Origin of the sequence: Variovorax sp. PDC80, from assembly GCF_900115375.1 — a bacterium.
GTDB lineage: Bacteria > Pseudomonadota > Gammaproteobacteria > Burkholderiales > Burkholderiaceae_C > Variovorax.
In genome coordinates this window covers 225,979-246,896 of the sequence record NZ_FOWG01000007.1, presented here as the reverse complement: position 1 = coordinate 246,896, position 20,918 = coordinate 225,979, and the positions used below count along the sequence as shown (strand labels likewise).

Sequence of the window (20,918 nt, the reverse complement as noted above, 5' to 3'; positions counted from 1 at the left end):
CGCTCCCACTCCACCCGATCTCCAGCCGCCCGTGCCGTCCACCGAACTCCAGGGATTCATCCTCACCCGGCGCTGGCGCGATGCGCCCGGCGGCACCGAGATCGAGTTCTGGCTCGCCACCGACGAGGGCCCGAGGAAGGTGCTGCTCAACGCGCAGAGCTCGGTCGCCTTCGTCGCGGCGAAGCACAGGCAGGCGGTGGAAGCCCACGCCCCGGAGCTGCCGGGCCTGCAGCTGCGCGAACTCGCACTCAAGACCTTCGGGCAGGAGCCGGTCGTCGGCGTCTACGTCACGCATTTCCGCCAGCTCAAGCGGCTGGTGCGACTGCTCGAGGCGAAGAGCATTCCACTGCTCGAGGCCGACATCCGGCCGCACGACCGCTACCTGATGGAGCGCTTCATCACGGCGGGCACGCTCGTGGAAGGCGGCAGGCACGACGGCACCGCCATCGTCGATCCGCGGCTCAAGCCCGCGCCCGCCTACCGGCCGCGGCTCAAGGTGGTGTCGCTCGACATCGAGACCAGCCAGCACGAGGAGCTGTACTCGATCGCGCTGGACGGCACCGGCGAGCGCGTGGTCTACATGCTGGGCGAGGCGCCCGCGCAGGCGGCGAGCGAGCCGCTGGGCTTCTCGCTCGTCTACTGCGCGAGCCGCAAGGCGATGATCGAGCGCCTCAACGACTGGTTCGCGCACAACGACCCCGACGTCATCGTCGGCTGGAGCGTGATCCAGTTCGACCTGCGCGTGCTGCAGAAGACGGCCGACACCGCCGGCACGCCGCTGCTGCCGGGCCGCGAACGCCGGCCCTTCGAATGGCGCACGCATCCGGGCAAGCAGGGCTACCTGTTCGCGACCACCGCGGGCCGCGTGATCATCGACGGCATCGAGGCGCTGCGCTCCGGCATGTGGAGCTTCCCGTCGTTCAGCCTCGAATCGGTGTCGCAGGCCTTGCTCGGCGAAGGCAAGGCCATCGGCGACGAGTACGACAAGATGGCCGAGATCGAGCGCCGCTACCAGCAGGACAAGCCGGCGCTCGCCACCTACAACATCCGCGACTGCGAGCTGGTGCTGCGCATCTTCGAGAAGACGAAGCTGCTGAGCTTCGTGCTGGAGCGCGCGCAGACCACGGGCCTGCAGGCCGACCACTTCGGCGGCTCCATCGCCGCGTTCAGCCACCACTACCTGCCGCGCATGCACCGGCTGGGCTACGTGGCGCCCAACGTCGGCGAGATCCTCAGCAAGGCCTACCCGGGCGGCTACGTGATGGACTCCAAGCCCGGCTTCTACGACTCGGTCGTGGTGCTCGACTACAAGAGCCTCTATCCATCGATCATCCGCACCTTCCTCGTCGACCCCGTGGGCCTGGTGGAAGGCATGCGGGCGCAGGACCCGGCCACGGGCGTCAAGGGGCCGAACGGCACCCTGTTCTCGCGCGACAAGCACTGCCTGCCCGAGATCGTCAGCACCTTCTGGCATGCGCGCGACGAGGCCAAGCGCGCGAAGAACGAGCCGCTGTCGCAGGCGCTGAAGCTGCTCATGAACTCCTTCGCGGGCGTGCTGGGTGCGTCCGACTGCCGCTTCTTCAACCCCGACCTGGTGTCCGCCATCACGCTGCGCGGCCACGAGATGATGCGGCTCACGCGCGACTTCGTGGAGGAGCGCGGCTACGAGGTCATCTACGGCGACACCGACTCCATCTTCATCTGGCTCAAGCGCGCGCATTCCAACGAGGACGCGCACGCCATCGCGGCGGCGCTCACCACCGAGATCAACGCCTGGTGGACCCGGACCCTGCACGACGAACAGGGACTGCGCAACTTCCTCGAGATCGAGTTCGACACCCACTACAAGAAGTTCTTCATGCCCACCATCCGCGGCTCGGAGATCGGCAGCAAGAAGCGCTATGCGGGCCTGAGCGTGGATGCGAAGGGCCAGGAGGAGATGGTCTATCGCGGCCTCGAGATGGCACGCAGCGACTGGACGCCGCTGGCGCGCCAGTTCCAGGAAGGGCTGCTGTCGCGCATCTTCCACGACGAGCCCTACCGCGACTTCGTCACCGACTACACGCGCTCGATGCTGGCGGGCGCCAAGGACGAGCTGCTGATCTACCGCAAGCGGCTGCGCCATCGGCTCGACGACTACCAGGTCAACGTGCCGCCGCAGGTGCGCGCGGCGCGCATCGCCGACGCGTTCAACGACCGGGCGCAGCGGCCGCGCCAGTATCAGAACGGCGGCTGGATCCAGTACGTGATGACGCGCAACGGGCCCGAGCCGCTGGAAGCGCGGCAGTCGCGCATCGACTACGAGCACTACCTCGCGAAGCAGCTGCGGCCGATCGCGGACGCGATCCTGCTGCCGATGGGGGAGAGCTTCTCGGCGCTGACCTCGTCGCAGTCGCGCCTGTTCGAGGAGTGATCAGATGCGGCCGAAGTCGCCGCCGCGCCCCAGTCCCGACGCAAAGCGGCCCGCGCCATCGGCGCCTTCCTGGTGGTGCGCCTCCACGCCGTTGGCCCACTCCACGCGCATCGCATCGCGCAGCGGCAGCCCATGGCTCTCGTGGACCGTGCGGCGGTCGGCCCGCACGGCGGCCTGCGGAAAGCGCGCGATCTCCCTGGCCATCGCCTCGGCCGCCTGCCGCGCCTCGCCATGCGGCACCAGCTGCTCGCACATGCCGATGCGCAGCGCCTCCTCGGCCGGCACCTTGCGGCCGGTCAGGATGATCTCCATCGCGCGGCCCTGCCCCACCAGCCGCGGCAGGCGCACCGCGCCGCCATCGAGCAGGGGGATGCCCCAGCGGCGGCAGTAGACGCCGAAGTAGGCGCTCTCGGCCATCACGCGGATGTCGCACCACAGCGCGAGCTCCATGCCGCCCGCCACCGCGGGGCCTTCCACCGCCGCGATCACGGGCTTCGACAGCTCCAGCCGCGTCGGCCCCAGCGGTCCCCGCGGCGCCGCGTTGGCGCCCATCGGAAACGCCAGGCCGCGCACGATGTCCTGGTCGAAGCGCTCGCGGTCCGCCAGCGTGCTCGCGTACTTGAGGTCCCAGCCGGCGCAGAAGGCGCCGCCCTCGCCCCACAGCACCGCGACACGCGCCTGCGGATCGCGGTCGAAGGCCTGCAGCTGCTCGACCAGCGCGTCGGCGCTGTCGGGGTCCATCGCGTTGCGCGCTTCGTCGAAGCGGCTGTGGACCACGGTCCACACCGCACCATCCTTCTCGGTTCTCACGGTCATTGGCGTCTCCTGTTGAAGTGCTTACTATCGTGAAGACACGCGCATCGCGCTGTCGTTGCAACGACATCCATGAAGCCCGCCACACCGCCCACCGCCCTGCTCGACCGCACCGCCTGGTTCGCCACGCTGGAGCCGGCGCAGCAGGCGCTGGTGCGCGCCACACTGGTCGAGAAGGAGGCCGCGATCGGCGAATGCGTTGCCAGGGTGGGCGAGGCCGCCGCGCACTGGATCGGCGTGGACAGCGGCTTCCTGCAGATGTCCGTGACCGCCGCCGATGGCAGCGAGACCACGCTGCATTTCCTGCGCGAGGGCGAGTGGGGTGGCGAAGGCTCGATGCTCAAGCGCGAGCAGCGGCGCTACGACGTGATCGCGGTGCGCGCGAGCCGCGTCTGCCTGCTGCCCGCACCCACCTTCGAGCTGCTGCTCGCGCAGAGCGTGCCGTTCAACAACTTCCTGCTCAACAACCTCAACCAGCGCATGGGCACGGTCACGGCCTTGCTGGAAGCCTCGCGCATGCTGGCGCCCGACATGCGCGTCGCGCGCTGCCTGTCGCTGCTGGTCCAGGGCGACGATGGCGACGCGCTGGCCCTGCCGCAGCACCAGCTCGCCAACCTGTGCGGACTGTCGCGCCAGCGGACCAACATGGCGCTGCGCGCGCTGCGGGCCGACGGGCTGGTGCAGCTCGACGGACCGAGGATCAGGATCGTGGACTTCGCCGGATTGGCGAGCCATGGCGCGAAGGCCGGCGGCCGCAGGAAAAGCGGGCGTGCCGCATAGCCATCCGCCGCGCCACGCACCCGGTCACGCCGAAGCGCCGAGCCCGCACAGGGCCTGCACGACCGCCGTGCGCGCCTGGCCGAAGACCATGCCCTGCCAATCGGCATCGTCGACGTAGAAGCAGGCCTTCAGTTCCTGGCCGGCCTCGGCCTTGAGCCGTGGTGCGACGGGCGGCTCGGCCCGCCAGCAGAAGTGATCCGCGCGCAGCGCATCGATCATCCGCAGCAACGGCACGGTGCCGAACTCGAGCGCGATCGTGGTGCCCACTGCATGGGGGCATTCCTCCGCGAGGATCGTCACCATCGGGCCGTTGATCTCGTACATCACCGAATCGTCGCGCTCGGTCGAGATGACGTCCGCGCCCCACCAGGTCCGGGCCCGGTCGATCTCGCCGCGCCTGTCGATAAAGACCTTCTCGCAGTGGCCCCGCGGGCCGAGCCCGGTGTGCAGGTCGATCCAGCCCACCTGCTTCGCCGCGGCGCCCTCCTGCCGAAGAACCCGCCGGATCGTCCTGTTGCTCCAGGTCGCGCGGCTGCCGCCGTAGAACATTCCCGTGGGCGAGTCGTACTGCCCCTGGAACACGGACTGCCCATAGGCCTCGACGCCGCGCGCGCCGATCCAGGCGTCGAGCCGCGTGGCCGCCTCGGGGCCCGGCGGCCATGTGGGCGGGAGCAGCAGGGGCTCGAGCTCGGCATAGCCGTGGTTCGGCGCACGCGCCTCCTCGAAGCGCACGAAGTTGCGGTTCACGTCCACGTTGTCTTCATTGACGCGGCGCAGGTGCGAGAAGCCGAAAGGATTGACCGCGTGCACGAACAGCAGGCCGACGCCCATGCGTTCGGCCGTGGCCAGCAGCGGCTCGTCCACGAGCATCGCCGACTGGCAACCCGAGCCGCAGAAGCCCTCGACGCCATGGATCGCGGAGGTCAGCACCAGCAGCTTGTCGGCCTGCGGATCGCCGACCCGCACGACATCCATCGCGAGTTCCTCGCCCTGCGCGCCGCGCACGCCGTCGATCGCATGCGAGGTCACGGCGAGTCCCGCCGTGTCCGCGCTCGCGAGAAAGCGCTCGCGTGCCGCGGCATAGCTGGCCGCGAAATGGCTCGTGGGTTTCACTTGAAGCTCCCCACCGGCATCGCGCCGCGAACACGGGACGGCGTTTCCTTCGGGCTCTCCGCATCGAGGTCCTCGCCGGTGCGATCGACGAGCCAGGGCATGACGAGGGTCGAGACCACGGTCACGGCCACCAGGTACCAGGCGGGAGCCAGCTTGTCGCCAGTCTCATGCACCAGCCAGGTCAGCACGAAGGGCGAGAAGCCGCTGAAGACCGCGACCACCACGCTGTAGACGGTCGACAGGCCGCTGGCACGCACATGCTTCGGGAAGATCTCGGTGAGCATCACCAGCAGTGCCGGGAACTGCGAGGTCAGGCACACGCTGAGCAGCCCGACCACCACGTACAGGCGCTCCGGCGAGGGCGCGGCGAGCAGCCAGTGGAAGCACGGGAACACCAGCAGCAGCAACACCACGCGCGACCAGAAGATCACGGGCTTGCGCCGCAGCCAGTCGGCCAGCAGGCCCGACAGCGGCGCGACGAGCAGGTTGACGATGCCGAACACCACGCCGGCCCAGATGCCGACCTGCACCGGCAGCCCGAGCTCCCGGGCCGCGTAGGTCGGCATGTAGAACGCGACCACGTAGATGCCGACCGTGCACGAGAGGAACAGCAGGCTGGCCTGGATCAGTTGCTTCCAGTGGTTGCGCAGCAGCAGGCCGATCTTGCCGCCCGATTCTCCGGAGGCCGATGGCTTCGGCGCGTCGACATGCGTCTCGTGCAGGCGCGTGCGGATGTACATGCCCACCGGCGCGATCAGGATGCCGAGCACGAAGGGCAGCCGCCAGCCCCAGCTCTCGAGATCGGCCGGCGCCAACACGGAGATCACGGTGCTCGAGACGAGCGCGCCGAACATCACGCCCAGGCCCTGGCTCGCGACCTGCCAGCTGGCCATGAAGGCGCGCTCGTTGCGACCCGCGTACTCGACCAGCATGGCCGTCGACGCACCGACCTCGCCGCCCGCCGAGAAGCCCTGGATCAGCCGCGCCAGCACGATGATCGCCGGCGCCGCCAGCCCGATCTGCGCGGGCGTCGGTGCCGCCGCGATCATGGCGCAGCCCAGCGCCATGAGACCGATGGTCAGCCCCATCGCCTTCTTGCGGCCATGGCGGTCGGCATAGGCACCGATCACCACGCCGCCCAGCGGCCGCGCGAGGAAGCCGACGCCGAAGCTGGCCACCGCCAGCAGCAGCTGCGCATAGGGGCTCAGGGAGGGGAAGAAGATCCGGCCGATGATGCTCGTCATGAAGCCGTAGACGGTGAAGTCGTAGAACTCCAGCGCGTTGCCGACCGTGATCGCCGTCACCGCCTTGCGCTTCGATAGCGGTGGCGCGACGCCACTTGTCTGGGTACCCATCGTTGTCTCCTGGCCTTGCCTTTTGTTGCGATGGCGGATGCTAGGAGCAGCGATCCGCGGCCGGAAGACAAGCACTCTTCAGGGGTGATAGGCGTTGCCTTTCATCGCCGCCTCATGGCGCAGGCAATCGAGGAAGTTCTGCGCCGCCGGGCTCAGCACCGAGCCGGGCCGCGAGATCACGCTGACGTCGAGCGCCGCGAGCGGATCGCACAAGGGCACCTTGACCAGGCCGTAGTGCGGAAACTCCTCGCGCGTCATCGTGTCGACGAACACGCCGACCAGGTCGCTCGCGCCCACGAGCTTCAGGCCGATCGCCGTCGAGGTGCAGCGCACCACCTGCGTCGGTGGCGCGATGCGCTTCTGCGCGAACAGCTGGCGCACCAGCTCGGGTGCGCTCTCGTCGTCGTAGGGCAGCAGCCACTCCCACTCGGCGAAGCGGTCGGTGTTCGCTGCGTCGAGGATCGGATGGCCCGCTCGCGCCACCGCCACCATGGCGGTGCGGAACAGGCGCTTGACCTCCCAGTCGGCCAGCGAGCCGGGCAGCATGTGCGCGACCATGAAGTCCACCGTTCCGTCGAGGATGCGCGGCAGCGTGTGCGGGATCGAGGCTTCGTTGAAGCGGACCTCGACGTGCGGGAATCGCGCGCGGAACGCAGCGAAGGCCTTCGGCAGGATCTCGAAGGCGACGGCGGTGGAGATCGCGATCGAGATCAGGCCCGAGCTGCCGTCGCGGATCTCCTCGATCTCCGCCACCGCGCGCTCCATCTCGCGCTGGATCACGCTGGCGCGGCGCACCAGCGAGCGGCCATACACGGTGAGCTCGACACCGGCCGTGCCGCGCTGCAACAGAGGTGCATCCACCGACAGCTCGAGCTCTCGCATCGCCTGGGTCACGGCCGGCTGCGACATGCCGAGCGCGCGCGCCGCGGCCCGGATGCTCCCATGCTCGGCGACGCTGAGGAACGAGCGGAGTTGACTCAGTTTCATGGCGGTCGGGCTCGATGGATCGGGGTTTTGCAGTGTACGTACGGCGGTCGCGACGGGATCGTTGCCTACCCACGCGCGCGCCGGGAACCGACTGCAACGGGTCGCGCGAAGTCCAGAGTCGATGCTCTACAACAAGGAGCAGCCATGGCCCAGTACGGCATCAATTCACCGGTCGACGTCATCGAAGGGCCACGCGGCGAAAGCGGCGTTTCCTGGGGCGCGATCTTCGCGGGCGCCGCGGGCGCGGCCTCGCTGTCGCTGGTCCTGCTGCTGCTCGGCACGGGCCTCGGGATGTCCGCGGTGAGCCCCTGGGCCAGCCGCGGCGCGAGCGCGGGCGCGATCGGCATCGCGACCATCCTCTGGCTCAGCTTCACGCAGCTCGCCGCCTCGGGGCTGGGCGGTTACCTGGCGGGCCGGCTGCGCACCAAGTGGGCCGGCATCCATACCGACGAGGTCTACTTCCGCGACACGGCCCATGGCTTTCTCGCCTGGGCCGTCGCGACGCTGCTCACGGCCGCGCTGTTGAGCTCCGCCGTGGGCTCGGTGCTCGGCGCGGGTGCGCAGGCCGGTGCCACGGTGGCCGGCGGTGCGGCGAGTGCCGCCACGGTTGCCGGCGCGGCGGGCGCCGGTTCCGCTGCATCGCAGTCCGGGGCTGACAGCGGCGCGGGCCCGATGAGCTACTTCGTCGACTCGCTGTTCCGCCAGGACGCCGCCGCCGCGCCGCCGCCCGCGGGCGATGCCGGCACCCTCGCGGTGTCGCAGCCCCCCGCGCGCGACGCGGCCGGCGCGAACGCCGAGGTGACGCGCATCTTCCTCAACAGCATCCGCACCGGCGCGCTGCCGCCCGAGGACGTCAAGTACGTCGGCCAGGTGGTCGCGCAGCGCACCGGCATGAGCCAGCAGGACGCCGAGAAACGCGTGAACGAGGTCTATGCCAAGGCGCAGGCCGCGTTGCGCGACGTGCAGGCCAAGGCCAAGGAGGCGGCCGATACGGCCCGCAAGGCCTCGGCCTATGCCGCGATGTGGCTCGTGGTCTCGCTGCTCGTCGGCGCCTTCTTCGCGAGCCTCGCCGCCACCTACGGCGGCCGTCGCCGCGATCTCTGAACCCACTTCCACCACTTCGAGGAGACCTCTCATGCGCTCGCTTCTGCTTCTGTTTCTCGGCGTGCCGATCCCGGTGATCATCCTGATCGCGTTGTTCTTCCACTAGGCATCTTCGCGTCGCTCCGCGCAAGGGGCGACGCCGTCTCGATTCGATGCCGCGTGCGCGCATTCGCGCATGCGCCGCGCCCCGGCCCGCCAAGGTGACGACCTTCGCGGGCCTTCTTCATGCGGGGTCCAGCCCGCGCGAAGGCCCCGGGTTTTCCCTTGAACGAGCCAGCGGGTAACGATGTTACCTTCGCGGCCGACTTCACCACCCGCGACATCGTCCATGCCCAAGAGCAACGCACCGGCGGCGGCGCCCGAGCCCCTCCCGACCCCTTCCGGAACGCAGAGCATTCCCGCGAACCTGCGCGACCGGCTCTCGCCCGTCGTGATGGAAACCTACGCCGCCGGCGACTTCCATCGCGCCGACATGCGCACCATCGCGCGCGAAGCCGGCATGAGCTTTCGCACCATCTATCGCTACTTCGGCGACAAGGAAGCGCTGCTGTTCTGGTTCATCCAGCACTGGCTCGGCGGCCTCTATCCGGCCGCGCTCAAGCCCTTCGACGACGCGGGCGACCTGAAGTCCAAGCTGCTCGCGGTGCTCACGCTGCACCTCGAGTTCTACGAGAGGAATCCCAACGTCGGGCGCATCATCTTCATGACCGTTCCGCTCGAGCGATGGATGCGCGATCCGAGCTACGCGCAGCACGAGATGATGCGGCGCCTGCTCCACGCCATCACCGAAGCGCAGCAGCAAGGCGAACTGCGCTGCGACGTGGACAGCCGGCTCATCCTCGACACCTTCAACGCCATCTTCAACCGGGCCTTCCTGATGTGGGAGTACCGCCGCCGCAGCTATTCGCTCGCGGCGCAGGCCGCCCCGCTGATGTCGATCCTGTGGAACGGCATCACGCCCCACAAGGCGCGCGAGCCCGAAGCGGCGGCGGCAAAAAAGCCGACCGCGCCCCGCAAGAGAACGGCGAAGTGACGCCTCGAAGCGTCCCGCCGCCCGATTTCGCAACAGCCCCCAAGACCGGAGACAACATGACCGAACGAACGCGCACGGACTCGCTGCGCCGCCTTCTCTGCACCGCCGCCGCGGCAACGCTCGCCGCCCTCGCCGCTCCCGGCGCGCAGGCACAGTCCGCATCGGCCAAGCCCTTGCGTCTCATCGTCGCGGGCCCCGCCGGCGGCGCCTCCGACATCGTCGCGCGCATGCTCGGCGACGGCCTGCAGAAGGAACTGGGCCAGGCGGTCGTCGTCGATCCGAAGCCGGGCGCGGGCGGCGCGCTCGCGGTCAACGACCTGATGCAGGTGCCGCACGACGGCGCCACCGCGCTGGTGGGAATCAGCGGCCTGGTCTCCGAGGTCCCGCACATCGTCAAGCTGCGCATCGACATGGCCAAGGAGATCAAGCCGATCGCCGAGTTCGCGCGCTTCGGCCTGGTGATGGTCGGCCATCCCTCGGTGCCGGCGAAGACGATGGGCGAACTGATCGCCTACATCAAGGCCAACCCGGGCAAGGTCAGCTACGCCTCCTACAGCGCGGGCACGATCGCGCACGTGACCGGCCTGAAGCTCAACCAGGCCGCGGGCCTCGACATGACGCACGTCGGCTACAAGGGATCGATGCCCGGGCTCACGGACGTCATGGGCGGGCATGTGCCGCTGATGATCGACGGCATGTCGACCGCACTGCCCCTGATCAAGGCGGGCAAGCTGAAGGCCTTCGCGGTCAGCCTGCCGCAGCGCTCGCCGATGCTGCCCGACGTGCCCACCTTCCGCGAACTCGGCTTCCCGGACCTCGAGACCGTCGTCTGGATCGGCGTCTGGACCACGCCCGACGTGCCGGCTGCGGCGCAGGCGCGGCTGCGCCAGGCCACCCTGAAGATCCTCGAGCAGCCCGCCGTGCGCGAGCGCCTGCAGGAGATCGGCCTCGCCGTCGGCCAGCCACGCACCTCGGAAGAACTGACGAAGACGCTGCGCACCGACTACGACAAGGTCGGCGAGGTGCTGCGCTCGATCAACTTCACGCCCGAATAGACGAGCGCCCAGCCGACCGTCTCCGCGTTTCTTTCCGAACCCGACGCTTCTTCCAATGCAACCCGTCTTCATCGCGGGAACGGGCATGACCCGTTTCGGCAAATTCCTCGACCGTGGACTCAAGTCGCTCGCCGCCGAAGCCATCGGCGAAGCGCTGGACGATGCCGGCATCGAAGCCTCGCAGCTGCAGGCGGCCTACATGGGCAATGCGGCCGCCGGCGTGATGACCGGCCAGGTGCTGATCCCCGGCCAGGTCGTGCTGCGCGGCCTGGGCATCGGGCGCATCCCGGTCGTCAATGTCGAGAATGCCTGCGCCACCTCGGCCACCGCCTTCCAGCAGGCGGTGCAGATGATCGCGCTGCAGGCCTACGACATCGTGCTCGTGGCCGGCTTCGAGAAGCTCTACAGCGAGGACAAGGCCCGCACCTTCTCGGTGTTCCATGGCGCCGTCGACCTCGAGGCGATCGATGACGTCCTCGCGGGGCTGGCGCGCAACCTCGCGCGCTCCGGCGCCGAGGCGGACATCTCTGAGGCGGGCAAATCGCGCTCGCTCTTCATGGACCTGTACGCCGGCATGGCGCGCGACTTCATGGCGACGCACGGCGTGACGCAGCGCGACTTCGCCGCGGTGGCGGCGAAGAACTCGTTCCACGGCAGCCTGAATCCGAAGGCGCAGTTCCAGGAGGTGCTGAGCATCGAGCAGGTGCTGGCCGCGCCCTTGATCGTCGACCCCATGACGCGCCCGATGTGCGCGCCGATCGGCGATGGCGCCGCGGCCCTGGTGCTGGTGTCCGCGCAGGCGGCGGCGCGGCTGGGCCTGCGCGACCGGGTGCGCGTGCTGTCGTCGGTGCTGGCTTCGGGCTGGGACTACGAGGCCGGCGATCCGGCGCGGCTGGCGCCGACCGTCGCCGCGCAGGCCTACGAGGCCGCGGGCGTCGGGCCGGCCGAGCTCGACGTGGTCGAGCTGCACGATGCCGGCGCCCCGGCCGAATTGATCTACTACGAGCACCTGGGACTCGCCGCGCCGGGCGAGGCCGTGGCGCTGCTCGACAGCGGCGCCACCCGGCTCGGCGGCCGGGTGCCCGTCAATCCGTCGGGCGGGCTGCTGCGCAAGGGCCATCCGATCGGTGCCTCGGGCTGCGCGCAGCTGGTCGAGCTCAGCGATCAATTGCGCGGCCGCTGCGCGGCACGCCAGGTCCACGGTGCCCGCACCGCGCTCGCCGAGAACGGCGGTGGCTGGATCGGGGAAGACGCCGCGGCCATCGTCGTCAGCGTGCTGCAGAAGGACTGAGCCATGGCCGAGCGCTCTCACGTCAATCTCGCCTCGATCGTCCATTCCTTCGCGCACGCCGAGCCGGCGCGCGAGTCCCTGCTGTTCGAAGGAGGCCATGCGCTGCCCGATGTCGCGCGCAGCTATGGCCAGCTGTGGCGCAACGCGCAGGCGCTGGCACGCGGCCTGGGCCGGCGCGGCGCCGGGCCCGGCAGCGTGATCGCGGTCCTGATGGCGAACCATGCCGAGTTCGTCGAGCTGATGATCGCGGCCGCGCTGCTGCGCGTGGTGCTGGTGCCGATCGACCCTCGCACCCGGGGCGAGAAGCTGCGCTTCATGATCGCGAACTCGAGGGCGACCGGCCTGGTCGCCGCCGACTACGCGCTGCCCGGCGCCGAGGAACTGCTCGAGGACGACGCGGGCATCGAATGGATCGCCGCGCTCGCCACCGACGAAGGCCCGGGACGCGCGATGTGGGCCCCGCGCGTGGAGGACTACGCCGCGCTGCGGCTCGTGGACGGCGACGACCTGCCCGTGCCGGCGGACAACGGCGAGGAGGCGATGCTGATCCTCCACACCTCGGGCACCACCGGCGATCCCAAGGGCATCGTCATGACGCATCGGCGCTTCTGCGACACCGCCGCCGCGGCCCTGAAGGGCTTCGGCTACCGGCCCGACGACCGACTGTATTCCGGCCTCTCGCTGACCCATGCCAACGCGCTGCAGGTCACGCTCGCGCCGGCGCTGCTCGGCGGGCTGCCCGTGGTGTTCTCGCGCCGCTTCACGCGCTCGCGGCTGTGGGCCCTCACGCGCAAGTACCGATGCACGACCTTCACGCTGCTGGGCGGCATGACGACCACCCTGTATGCCGAACCGCCGCGCGCGGACGATGCGCGGAACCCGGTGCGCTTCGTCGTGTCGGCGGGCATGCCGGCCGCGATCTGGGAGCGGTTCGAACAACGCTTCGGCGTGAAGGTGCTGGAGTTCTACGGCTCGGCCGAGGGCGGCCTCGCGATCAAGCCGCTGGACGCGGGCCCCATCGGCAGCATCGGGCGGGTCGCGCCGCACTTCAGCTACCGCATCGTGGACGACGCGGGCGCCGAGCTGCCGCGCGGCGTTGCCGGAGAGCTGTGGCTGCGGCCGGCCGACGGTTCGCCGTTTCGCGTCGAGTACGTCGGCAATCCCGAGGCCTCCGCGCGCAAGTGCGCGGGCGGCTGGCTGCGCATGGGCGACGTCGTGCGCGAAGACGGCGACGGCTGGCTCTTCTTCGAATACCGCCAGGGCGGGGGCCTTCGCCGCAATGGCGACTTCATCAACACCGCCTATGTCGAGAAGTCGATCGCCGAATCGGGCCTGGTCCGCGACGTCTTCGTGTACGGCGTGCCGGCCGCCTCGGGCGCACCGGGAGAGAAGGACGTGGTGGCGGCGGTGGTGCCGCTCGATGCCTCGACGCTCGATGTGCAGGCGCTGTTCCGCTGCTGCCGCGCGGCGCTGGAGCCCAACTTCGTGCCGAGCTTCGTCCAGGTGGTCCCGGAGATTCCCAAGACCGCTTCCGAGAAGCCGCTGGAGCGCCTGCTGATCGAGGCCCTGGCCCGCGAACCGCTGAGCGTGCACGAAGAGGAAGGCGCCCGCCGCGCCGGAACGGGAGCCGCGGCATGAAGCTCGACGACCAGCTCTCGGCCGTCGTCACCGGCGGCGCCAGGGGACTCGGAGCGGCCACCGCGATCCGGCTCGCCGCGCGCGGCGTGAAGGTCGCGCTGTTCGATCTCGACGCCGAGGCCGGCACAGCGCTGGCCCGGCGCATCGGCGGCGTGTTCTGCCACGCCGACGTGGCCTCCGAGGCCAGCGTGGACGACGCCTTCGCACGCGCCCGCCAGGCGCATGGCCAGGAACGCATCCTCGTCAATTGCGCGGGGATCGTGCATGCCCACAAGACCGCGGCGCGGGACCGCGCGACGGGTGCGATCCGCCACCATCCGATGGCCGACTACGAACGCGTGATCGCGATCAACCTGCTCGGCACCTTCCGCTGCATCGCCCGGTCGAGCGCCGGCATGCTGGCGCTCGACCGCCTGCCGGACGGCGAGCGCGGCGCGATCGTCAACACCGCGTCGATCAGTGCCGACGAGGGCCAGATGGGGCAGGCGGCGTATGCGGCATCGAAGGCCGGCGTGGCGGGCATGACGCTGCCGATCGCGCGCGACTTCGCCAGCGAGGGCATCCGCGTCAACACGATCAAGCCCGGTGTCTTCGACACCCCGATGCTGCGCGCCGGGCCCGAACACGTTCGGCGGGCACTGGAATCGTCGGTGCCGTTTCCGAGCCGCGTCGGCGATCCCGACGAATACGCCCGGCTGGTCGAGTTCCTGCTGACCAACGGCTACATGAATGGCGAGTGCGTGCGCATCGACGGCGCCTTGAGGATGAATCCACGATGAACTTCCCCCTTCAATCGAAAACCGCGCTGGTCTTCGGCGCCGGCGCGTCCGCGGCGGGCCCGGGCAACGGCGCGGCGATCGCGATCCGCATGGCGCAGCACGGCGCGCTCGTGTTCGCGGCCGACAAGGACCTCGAGGCCGCGCGGCGAACCCAGCGCCTGGCGCAGGAGAGCGGCGCACGCTGCGAGGCGATCGAGGCGGACGTGTGCGTCGAGTCCTCGATCCGCGACGCGGTGCGGATCGCGCAGGCGATCAACGGCAACGTCGACATCCTGGTCAACAACGTCGGCGTCGTCATGCATGGCGGGCCGGCGGAACTGGCGGTGGAGGACTGGGACCGCTCCTTCGCACTGAACACGCGCTCGGCGTTCCTCGCGCTGAAGCATGTGCTGCCGCTGATGGACAAGGCCGGGCGCGGCGCCGTGGTGCAGGTGTCGTCGATCGCGGCCGCGCGCGCGGGTTCGGCCGCGCTGTGCGCCTATCACGCGAGCAAGGCCGCGCTGAACGCCCTGGGCGCGAGCGTCGCGATGCAGTACGCGGGGCGCGGCATCCGCTGCAACAACATCCTGCTGGGCCTGATGGACACGGCGCTGGTGCGCCAGCAACTGGCCGTGGCCCATCCGCAAGGCCTCGACCATCTGCTGGCCACGCGCAACGCCACCTGCCCGACCGGTGCCATGGGGTCGCCCTGGGACGCCGCCGACGCGGCCGCCTTCCTGGCCAGCGACGCGGCGCGCTACATCACGGGCACCGACATCTTCGTGGACGGCGGCCTGCACAACCAGGTGACCGCGCCGGTTCCCGCGAGCACGGCAGGCACCGGGGCCCCCGCATGATCTTCGCCACCGCCGACATCTCCGACGACGATCCCGACGCCAGCAGGTGGTGCGACGCCGGCTTGCTCGACTTCGGGCAGCGACGCACGTTCTGGGGCCAGGCGGTCACGCTGCGGGTCCGCGACGATCACCGCGCGGGCGTCCCGATCTGCCTCGAACCGGGCCATGGGAAGGTGCTGGTCATCGACGGCCACGGCTCGCGCGGCATCGCGCTGTTCGGCGGCACCATGGCCTCGATCGCCGTGCGCAACGGATGGGCGGGCGCGATCGTTTTCGGAGCGATCCGCGATGCGCGGGAGATGGCCACCTGTGAGCTCGGCGTCAAAGCCCTGTGCACGACGCCGCGCAGCGCGACCGTGGCCGCGCCTTTCGCGCGCGACATCGCCGTGCGCTTCGGGGGCGTGACCTTCGAGCCCGGCGATTGGGTCTACGCCGATGCCGACGGCATCCTGGTGCGGGACACCGAATACAGGCCGGCCCCGTTCGTCTATCCGGGCTGAGGCCGGGCCGAACGACTTCCGATCGAATCGGCACCGAAGTCGATCGGCACGGCATCGATGCCGCGCGCGTGCCGCCCTAGACTGCGGCCATGCAAGCACGCCTTCGCGCCGCGGACCGCCGTTCTTCCCGGTCCGCTGCACCCGACCTTCCGCCCTCCGCCGATGGCGCGCCATTGGCCCGGCAGCTGCATGCGCGCGCGGGCATCGGCGTCGCGGCGCATGTGATCCAGGGGCGCGGCCTCGCGGCCTTGCGCATGCACGTCGAACAGGCCGCGCTGGTCTTCGTGGTCCAGGGCATCAAGACCGTGCGCACGGCGCAAGGCCGCACGGTGCGTGCGCTCCCGGGCCAGGCGCTCGTGCTCGCGGGCCACCAGACCGTCGACTTCCACAACGACATTCCCGAGGGCGCGCAGTACGAAGCGCGCTGGCTGGTCTTCGACGCCGCCCTGCTCGAGGACGCGCACTATCGCGGCCGCGCCGACGCGATGGAGCGCGCGGGCGCCGCCTCGGCACCGGCCCGCGTGCTCGCCCATCCCGGCGAGGCGCTGGCGCGCGCCTTCGACGCCGCGACGCTGGCGCTGCCGCTCTCGGAACGATTGCCCGATGCCATCGTCCGGCTTCGCCTGCTCGAAGTCATGCATTGGCTGCTGGAACACGGCATCGCGCTTCGCAACCCATCCGTGCGTGCCGACGCGTCGACACGCGTGCGCGCATTGATCGCCGGGCACCTGGCCGATGCATGGCCGGCCGATCGCGTGGCGCGCGAGCTCGCGCAGTCGCAAGCCACCTTGCGCCGGCGCCTCGCCGCGGAGGGCACCTCGCTCACGCAGTTGCTGACCGACGCGCGCATGGCGACCGCGCTGAGCCTGTTGCAGGCCACGACCCAGCCCGTCGCCCAGGTGGCGCTCACGGTCGGCTATGAATCTCCCTCGCGGTTCGCGGTGCGCTTTCGCCACCGCTTCGGCTTCGCGCCCACCGCGGTGCGCGGCCACGAACGCAATCCATGACAGCTCTCACTCCAAGGCATCCATGATCAAGATCCACCATCTCGGGCACTCCCAATCGGAACGCATCCTCTGGCTGTGCGAAGAGCTCGGCCTGCCCTATCGACTGCAGCACTACACGCGCGACTCCGTGACGCGTCTCTCTCCACCCGAGCTGCTCGCCTTGCATCCGCTGGGGGCCGCGCCCGTGCTCGAGGACGGCGACCTGCTGCTGGCCGAATCCGCCGCGATCGTGGAGTACCTGATCGGCCGGCATGGCGCGGGGCGCCTGAAGCCCGGCCCCGAGCATCCCGACTACGCGGCCTTTCTCTATTGGTTCCATTTCGCCAACGGCAATCTGCAGCCCACGCTGCTGCGGCTCATGACCGTCGGCCGGGCCACCGCGGGGACGGACCACCCGGTGCTCGCGGCCACGCGCGATCGCTTCGCGCGCCTGATGACGCTGATGGAAGCCCGGCTCGCCGAGGTGCCCTGGCTCGCGGGCCAGGACTTCAGCGCCGCGGACATCATGAACGTGTTCTCGCTCACGACGATGCGCCTGTTCATCCCGGTCGACCTCGCGCCGTATCCGGGCATCCGCGCCTACTTGCAGCGCATCGGCGAGCGGCCGGCCTATCGGCGTGCCATGGCAAAGGGCGATCCCGATCTCGTGCCGCTGTTGTCCTGACGCACCTGTCCGCCCGCGCGGCTTCGGAGCGCCGGGCGGCCATCGATCTCGTCACCGGCTCTGGTCCCTCAAGCGGTGTGCGCCTGACTCTGCATCAGGCCGAGGATCTCCGCTCGTCGGATACCGAATTCCACCAGCTGGCGCTTCGCTTCCTCGATCGTTCTGTCGAGCTTGACGAGGTGCCCGGCGATCTCGCGGTTTCCCGACTCGACCAGCCGGATGGCTTGCCACGCGGCCAGCGAATCCTCCGACAGCCCGACGAGGATGTTGACGCCGGGAATGAACGCCGTGAGGGCCTTGCGCTCCAGTTCCTCGACGATCGCCTGCTTGAGCAGGGACAGCACGGGCTTCCAGGCACCGTCGAGGCGGGTGCCGCTCCTGGCGAGCTTTCCGTACAGCTGCTGCACGAGCACCTGGTACATCGTGTTCGCGCTCTTCAGCTCGAAGGCATTGAGCACCACATTCAGCGGAATCAGCGTGATGTTGGACAACACGGCGACCGTCCCCCATGCATCGGCCGCCGATCGCGTGCGCGCGAGGTCGCTGCGTACCTGCGTCAGCAACTGGATGCCGTCCTGGATCGCGAGCTGCTTTCTTCCGAGAGTCTCGAACTGGGTGGCCAAGTTCACGATGGAGCTCCTGCTGTTGTTTCGAGGGGGGCAAGGCGGTCGCCGCGAGAAAGGAATCTTGTAGCGGTCTCCGCGTCTCGTCTTCTCCCGGACAGGGTATGGCGGAAGGCGTACGTCCAGAGCTGCGTTTCCCGGCCTCGCAACGAAGGCCTTGCCATCGGCAATGGAGTGCGTAACAGCATATTCCATCCTAGCACCATCCATACAGATGGTGCTAGGATGGCCCATGCCGACCAAAACCCGCCCCGCCCCCGTCGTCACCCGCGCCCCCGAATCCGAGAAGATCACCATCAACATGGGCTTCGTCGACCTCGGGCAGGTCGATCTGCTGGTGGCCGAGGGCTTCTATTCGAACCGCACGGACTTCATCCGCACGGCGATACGCACGCACCTCGCGACGCATGCCGACGCGCTGCGCCAGGCGGTGTCGCGCAACATGCTGGTGCTGGGCCTGCAGCGCTTTTCCACGGCCGACCTGGAGGCCGTTCGCGCGGCCGGCGAGACGCTGCAGATCCGCGTGCTCGGCCTGGCCGTCATCGCCCCCGAGGTGAGCCCCGCGCTCGCCAAGGCCACCATCGCTTCGCTCACCGTGCTCGGTGCCCTCCACGCGTCGCCCGCCGTCAAGAGCGCGCTGGCAGACCGCATTCGCTGACCTGCCGGTCGGCATCCAACGGACTCTCATCCATGAACACACTTTTCTCGGGCCTGATGCGCGACGCTGCCCAACTCACGCGCACTGGCCGCCTCGTGGATGCCACGCAGCTCATTCAGCGCGCCTTGCAGGGCGACACGTCGCCCGCCGAGGCGCCCACCACGACGTCTCGAGCGGTGGTGGAAGACGACGTGATCGAAGCGCAGGTGCGCGTGGTCGAGGTGCATCCAACGCCCGAGCCGCGCGGGTCCGAAGCGGCCGACGCCTGGACCCCGGGCAGCTTCACGCACCAGGGCCGCAGCATCGACTACATGCTCTTCGTGCCCGCATCGGCCTCGGCGCAGCCGGCGGCCGCCCCGCCCCTGGTGCTGATGCTCCACGGCTGCACCCAAGGCGCGGCGGATTTCGCGGCGGGCACGCGCATGAACGAACATGCGCGCGAGAACGGCTGCATCGTGCTCTACCCCGAGCAGGCGAAGCGTGCCCATGGCCAGAAGTGCTGGAACTGGTTCAAGACCCAGCACCAGCAACGCGGACGCGGAGAGCCCGCGCTGCTCGCCGCGCTGACCGAGCACATCGTCGCGCAGCAGCAGGCGGACCGCTCGCGCGTCTATGTGGCGGGCCTCTCGGCCGGCGGTGCCATGGCCGACGTGCTGGGCCATTGCTATCCCGATCTCTACGCCGCGGTCGGCGTGCATTCGGGGCTGCCGCACGGCGCGGCGAACGACATGATGAGCGCGTTGAACGTCATGCGCACCGGGGCACCCGAGGCGCGCGCCGTTGCGGCGAAGGGATCGCAGCCGACCATCGTCTTCCACGGCGACGCGGACCCGACGGTGCATCCGGGCAACGGCCGCGCGATCGTCGCGGGCGCGCTGCCCGGCACGGTCAGCGAAGGCCGCTCCGCGGCGGGCCGGCGCTACACCCGCACCGTGCATCCCGCATCGCCGGGCCGTGGCGATGCCGAGCACTGGCTGCTCCATGGCGCGGGCCATGCGTGGTCGGGCGGCAGCGCCGCGGGCAGCTATACGCAACCCGATGGCATCGATGCCAGCCGCGAGATGCTGCGCTTCTTCCTCGCCCATCGGTCGACGCTCGCCAGCGAGCCGCAACAGGCGCCTTGAATGGGCTCGCGACGCGCCTTCGTGCTGGGTGCATCGGCGCTGGCGTCCGGCATCGGCATACCGGCGGCGGCAGCGGCGGCCTGGATGAAAGCAGGACCCGAGACGCAAGGCTTCGCAGCCGGCGCGCTCGACCGCCTGTTCGAAACGGGAAGCCTGGTGCCCGCGCTTCGCGCCCTTGTCGTGGTCCGGAACGGCCATCTCGTCGGCGAGCGCCACTACGCGGGCACCCGGTCCGACGATCTGCTGCCCATCCACTCGGCGACCAAGAGCATCGTCTCGCTGCTGGTCGGCCAGGCCGTGGCGCAGGGCAAGCTGAACAGCGACCTGTCCCAGACCGTGGCCGAGCTGCTGCCGGACTTGGCCGCCCGCTTTCCCGACGCCGCGGCCAACGGCCTGACGCTGCGGCAGATTCTTTCGGGAACGACCGGCCTCGCCTACGACTACCGGCTTCAAGCCCGCGCGCTCTCGATCTCCGCCGACCCGGCGATCTACGCGATGGGCCTCGAGGCCAACGCCCAGCCACCGGGCCATTGGTCCTACAACGACGCCGCCATCGCGCTGCTGAGCCCGATCCTCGAGCGCGTTCAGGGCCTGGGCCTGGCCGCGCTGGCCCAGCGCGATCTGTTCGATGCGCTGGGGATCGCGCACTCCGCGTGGCAGCGCGACAGGACCGGGCGCGCGTTCGCGCACCGGGGCCTGTCCCTTCGCACCGCCGACCTCGCGAAGGTGGCATGGCTGGTCGCGGATGGCGGGCGATGGAACGACCAGGCCGTCGTGCCGTCGCGCTGGATCGAGGACAGCACGCATGCACACACGCCAGGCGCCTGGTCGATCCCGCCCATCGGGCCGACCGCGTACGGCTACCTGTGGTTCACCGGGCAGCTTCACGGCACGCCGGTCGCGTGGGCCTGGGGCTATGGCGGCCAGTTCGCCTTCACGGCACCGGCGTTGCGGCTGGCCATTGCCACCGCGGCCACCGATCCCGGGCCCCGGGAACTGCAGGCGCAGACGACGGCGATCATGGCGCTCGTGGCCCAGGCGGTGGCGCTGGCCGGTTGACCGGGCGCCCCACCGCCATGTCTTTTGCCATAGGAGCATCCCGACCGTTGCTCGACAATGTCCGCAGACTGGGCCGTCCGCCCGAC

The 20,918-nt window shown here is 69.9% G+C and carries 20 protein-coding genes; 15 read left to right on the top strand and 5 right to left on the bottom strand.

Going from position 1 to position 20,918, the window contains the following annotated elements:
- Positions 1-31 precede the first annotated feature (31 nt).
- Positions 32-2,413 (top strand): DNA polymerase II, encoded by a 2,382-nt coding sequence (locus BM109_RS21270; RefSeq protein WP_093346699.1) that lies wholly within the window; start codon positions 32-34, stop codon positions 2,411-2,413.
- On the opposite strand, the gene BM109_RS21265 is transcribed toward BM109_RS21270, so the two are convergent.
- Complete coding sequence (locus BM109_RS21265) at positions 2,414-3,229, bottom strand: crotonase/enoyl-CoA hydratase family protein (RefSeq protein WP_093346698.1); 816 nt, start codon at positions 3,227-3,229, stop codon at positions 2,414-2,416.
- A 69-nt stretch (positions 3,230-3,298) separates the two neighbouring features.
- Here BM109_RS21265 and BM109_RS21260 point away from each other — a divergent pair, with 69 nt between their 5' ends.
- A complete protein-coding gene (locus tag BM109_RS21260; protein ID WP_093346695.1) occupies positions 3,299-4,006 on the top strand; it encodes a Crp/Fnr family transcriptional regulator in 708 nt (235 codons plus the stop codon).
- Positions 4,007-4,030: 24 nt separating this feature from the next.
- On the opposite strand, the gene BM109_RS21255 is transcribed toward BM109_RS21260, so the two are convergent.
- From BM109_RS21255 to BM109_RS21245, 3 genes are all read right to left on the bottom strand, one after another.
- On the bottom strand, positions 4,031-5,119 hold the full coding sequence (locus BM109_RS21255; RefSeq protein ID WP_093346693.1) for a M14 family metallopeptidase: 1,089 nt from the start codon (positions 5,117-5,119) through the stop codon (positions 4,031-4,033).
- Entirely contained in the window at positions 5,116-6,474 is a 1,359-nt protein-coding gene (locus tag BM109_RS21250; protein ID WP_093346690.1) for an MFS transporter, read from the bottom strand. The genes BM109_RS21255 and BM109_RS21250 overlap by 4 nt, the downstream gene beginning before the upstream one ends.
- 78 nt (positions 6,475-6,552) lie before the next feature.
- Positions 6,553-7,461 carry a LysR family transcriptional regulator gene (locus tag BM109_RS21245; protein ID WP_093346689.1) on the bottom strand — a complete coding sequence of 303 codons (909 nt, stop codon included), beginning with the start codon at positions 7,459-7,461 and terminating at the stop codon, positions 6,553-6,555.
- Positions 7,462-7,605: 144 nt separating this feature from the next.
- On the opposite strand from BM109_RS21245, the gene BM109_RS21240 reads away from it, so the two are divergent.
- The 10 genes from BM109_RS21240 (at position 7,606) to BM109_RS21195 (ending at position 17,368) form a co-directional block, all read left to right on the top strand.
- Positions 7,606-8,565, top strand: a complete 960-nt coding sequence (locus BM109_RS21240; RefSeq protein ID WP_093346686.1) for a hypothetical protein — start codon at positions 7,606-7,608, stop codon at positions 8,563-8,565.
- Between the two features lie 328 nt (positions 8,566-8,893).
- Positions 8,894-9,598, top strand: coding sequence for a TetR/AcrR family transcriptional regulator (locus BM109_RS21235; RefSeq protein WP_177239423.1), 705 nt, complete (start codon positions 8,894-8,896; stop codon positions 9,596-9,598).
- A 56-nt stretch (positions 9,599-9,654) separates the two neighbouring features.
- Positions 9,655-10,653, top strand: a complete 999-nt coding sequence (locus BM109_RS21230) for a tripartite tricarboxylate transporter substrate binding protein (protein WP_093346681.1) — start codon at positions 9,655-9,657, stop codon at positions 10,651-10,653.
- Between the two features lie 55 nt (positions 10,654-10,708).
- On the top strand, positions 10,709-11,944 hold the full coding sequence (locus BM109_RS21225) for a thiolase family protein (protein WP_093346679.1): 1,236 nt from the start codon (positions 10,709-10,711) through the stop codon (positions 11,942-11,944).
- 3 nt (positions 11,945-11,947) lie between these two features.
- Positions 11,948-13,582 carry an AMP-binding protein gene (locus BM109_RS21220; RefSeq protein WP_093346676.1) on the top strand — a complete coding sequence of 545 codons (1,635 nt, stop codon included), beginning with the start codon at positions 11,948-11,950 and terminating at the stop codon, positions 13,580-13,582.
- Positions 13,579-14,361 carry an SDR family NAD(P)-dependent oxidoreductase gene (locus BM109_RS21215; RefSeq protein ID WP_093346674.1) on the top strand — a complete coding sequence of 261 codons (783 nt, stop codon included), beginning with the start codon at positions 13,579-13,581 and terminating at the stop codon, positions 14,359-14,361. Before BM109_RS21220 ends, BM109_RS21215 begins: the two co-directional genes overlap by 4 nt.
- Positions 14,358-15,197 carry an SDR family NAD(P)-dependent oxidoreductase gene (locus BM109_RS21210; protein WP_093346671.1) on the top strand — a complete coding sequence of 280 codons (840 nt, stop codon included), beginning with the start codon at positions 14,358-14,360 and terminating at the stop codon, positions 15,195-15,197. The genes BM109_RS21215 and BM109_RS21210 overlap by 4 nt, the downstream gene beginning before the upstream one ends.
- Complete coding sequence (gene rraA / locus BM109_RS21205) at positions 15,194-15,697, top strand: ribonuclease E activity regulator RraA (protein ID WP_093346668.1); 504 nt, start codon at positions 15,194-15,196, stop codon at positions 15,695-15,697. The genes BM109_RS21210 and rraA overlap by 4 nt, the downstream gene beginning before the upstream one ends.
- Before the next feature lie 89 nt (positions 15,698-15,786).
- On the top strand, positions 15,787-16,704 hold the full coding sequence (locus tag BM109_RS21200) for a helix-turn-helix transcriptional regulator (protein ID WP_143129223.1): 918 nt from the start codon (positions 15,787-15,789) through the stop codon (positions 16,702-16,704).
- Positions 16,705-16,726: 22 nt separating this feature from the next.
- Complete coding sequence (locus tag BM109_RS21195) at positions 16,727-17,368, top strand: glutathione S-transferase family protein (protein WP_093346663.1); 642 nt, start codon at positions 16,727-16,729, stop codon at positions 17,366-17,368.
- 68 nt (positions 17,369-17,436) lie between these two features.
- On the opposite strand, the gene BM109_RS21190 is transcribed toward BM109_RS21195, so the two are convergent.
- Positions 17,437-17,997, bottom strand: coding sequence for a hypothetical protein (locus BM109_RS21190; RefSeq protein WP_143129222.1), 561 nt, complete (start codon positions 17,995-17,997; stop codon positions 17,437-17,439).
- Between the two features lie 226 nt (positions 17,998-18,223).
- Here BM109_RS21190 and BM109_RS21185 point away from each other — a divergent pair, with 226 nt between their 5' ends.
- From BM109_RS21185 to BM109_RS21175, 3 genes are read left to right on the top strand one after another with little or no spacing between them, the layout of a single operon-like run.
- Entirely contained in the window at positions 18,224-18,649 is a 426-nt protein-coding gene (locus BM109_RS21185; RefSeq protein ID WP_093346658.1) for a CopG family transcriptional regulator, read from the top strand.
- A 32-nt stretch (positions 18,650-18,681) separates the two neighbouring features.
- Positions 18,682-19,773: an extracellular catalytic domain type 1 short-chain-length polyhydroxyalkanoate depolymerase gene (locus BM109_RS21180; protein WP_093346656.1), complete on the top strand. Its 1,092-nt coding sequence runs from the start codon at positions 18,682-18,684 to the stop codon at positions 19,771-19,773.
- Positions 19,774-20,832, top strand: a complete 1,059-nt coding sequence (locus BM109_RS21175) for a serine hydrolase domain-containing protein (protein WP_093346654.1) — start codon at positions 19,774-19,776, stop codon at positions 20,830-20,832.
- Positions 20,833-20,918 lie beyond the last annotated feature (86 nt).

Bases quoted from the DNA above. Each gene is read 5' to 3' on its own strand.
- BM109_RS21265 (WP_093346698.1), bottom strand. From the start codon at position 3,229: ATGACCGTGAGAACCGAGAAGGATGGTGCGGTGTGGACCGTGGTCCAC.
- BM109_RS21260 (WP_093346695.1), top strand. From the start codon at position 3,299: ATGAAGCCCGCCACACCGCCCACCGCCCTGCTCGACCGCACCGCCTGG.
- BM109_RS21250 (WP_093346690.1), bottom strand. From the start codon at position 6,474: ATGGGTACCCAGACAAGTGGCGTCGCGCCACCGCTATCGAAGCGCAAG.
- BM109_RS21245 (WP_093346689.1), bottom strand. From the start codon at position 7,461: ATGAAACTGAGTCAACTCCGCTCGTTCCTCAGCGTCGCCGAGCATGGG.
- BM109_RS21240 (WP_093346686.1), top strand. From the start codon at position 7,606: ATGGCCCAGTACGGCATCAATTCACCGGTCGACGTCATCGAAGGGCCA.
- BM109_RS21235 (WP_177239423.1), top strand. From the start codon at position 8,894: ATGCCCAAGAGCAACGCACCGGCGGCGGCGCCCGAGCCCCTCCCGACC.
- BM109_RS21230 (WP_093346681.1), top strand. From the start codon at position 9,655: ATGACCGAACGAACGCGCACGGACTCGCTGCGCCGCCTTCTCTGCACC.
- BM109_RS21225 (WP_093346679.1), top strand. From the start codon at position 10,709: ATGCAACCCGTCTTCATCGCGGGAACGGGCATGACCCGTTTCGGCAAA.
- BM109_RS21220 (WP_093346676.1), top strand. From the start codon at position 11,948: ATGGCCGAGCGCTCTCACGTCAATCTCGCCTCGATCGTCCATTCCTTC.
- BM109_RS21215 (WP_093346674.1), top strand. From the start codon at position 13,579: ATGAAGCTCGACGACCAGCTCTCGGCCGTCGTCACCGGCGGCGCCAGG.
- BM109_RS21210 (WP_093346671.1), top strand. From the start codon at position 14,358: ATGAACTTCCCCCTTCAATCGAAAACCGCGCTGGTCTTCGGCGCCGGC.
- rraA (WP_093346668.1), top strand. From the start codon at position 15,194: ATGATCTTCGCCACCGCCGACATCTCCGACGACGATCCCGACGCCAGC.
- BM109_RS21200 (WP_143129223.1), top strand. From the start codon at position 15,787: ATGCAAGCACGCCTTCGCGCCGCGGACCGCCGTTCTTCCCGGTCCGCT.
- BM109_RS21195 (WP_093346663.1), top strand. From the start codon at position 16,727: ATGATCAAGATCCACCATCTCGGGCACTCCCAATCGGAACGCATCCTC.
- BM109_RS21185 (WP_093346658.1), top strand. From the start codon at position 18,224: ATGCCGACCAAAACCCGCCCCGCCCCCGTCGTCACCCGCGCCCCCGAA.
- BM109_RS21180 (WP_093346656.1), top strand. From the start codon at position 18,682: ATGAACACACTTTTCTCGGGCCTGATGCGCGACGCTGCCCAACTCACG.
- BM109_RS21175 (WP_093346654.1), top strand. From the start codon at position 19,774: ATGGGCTCGCGACGCGCCTTCGTGCTGGGTGCATCGGCGCTGGCGTCC.